The sequence below is a fragment of the Roseibium denhamense genome (assembly GCF_009711415.1).
Classification (GTDB): Bacteria; Pseudomonadota; Alphaproteobacteria; order Rhizobiales; family Stappiaceae; genus Roseibium; species Roseibium denhamense.
Window position 1 is genome coordinate 1 of the sequence record NZ_SMLZ01000024.1, and the last position, 411, is coordinate 411.

Here is a 411-nt window from a genome sequence, read left to right on the forward strand (position 1 = left end):
TGCAAGACCGTCTTCAAGGAGGCAGTCTCGGCACGTGGCGATTTGACGGACGCAGAATGGGAATCGATTGAAGCATTGCTTCCTTCGGAGCGAGGCCGAAAGTCCCGTCCGGCCCAGGATTAAGCGTCGTTATCTGAACGGCATGTTGCATGTCCTGCGTGTTGGCTGCCCCTGGCGGGACATGCATAAGCGCTATGGGAAATGGAACTCGGTCTATGTCCGGTTTCGCAGGTGGGCGGAGCAAGGGGTTTGGGACGGTCTGTTGGAAACACTTGTAGACCTCGGGCTTACCGATGACTGGCAACACATGATCGACAGCACCACAGTCCGCGGCCATAGTCAGGCGGCAGGCGCTAAAGGGGGACTCATAAGGAGGCTTTTGGTCGATCACGCGGCGGCTTTACGACGAAA

The 411-nt window shown here is 57.4% G+C and carries 1 pseudogene; it reads left to right on the forward strand.

The features are described 5' to 3' along the window. Positions 1 to 42 precede the first annotated feature (42 nt). Positions 43 to 411, forward strand: a pseudogene (locus tag E1180_RS00065) (IS5 family transposase); the annotation flags it as partial.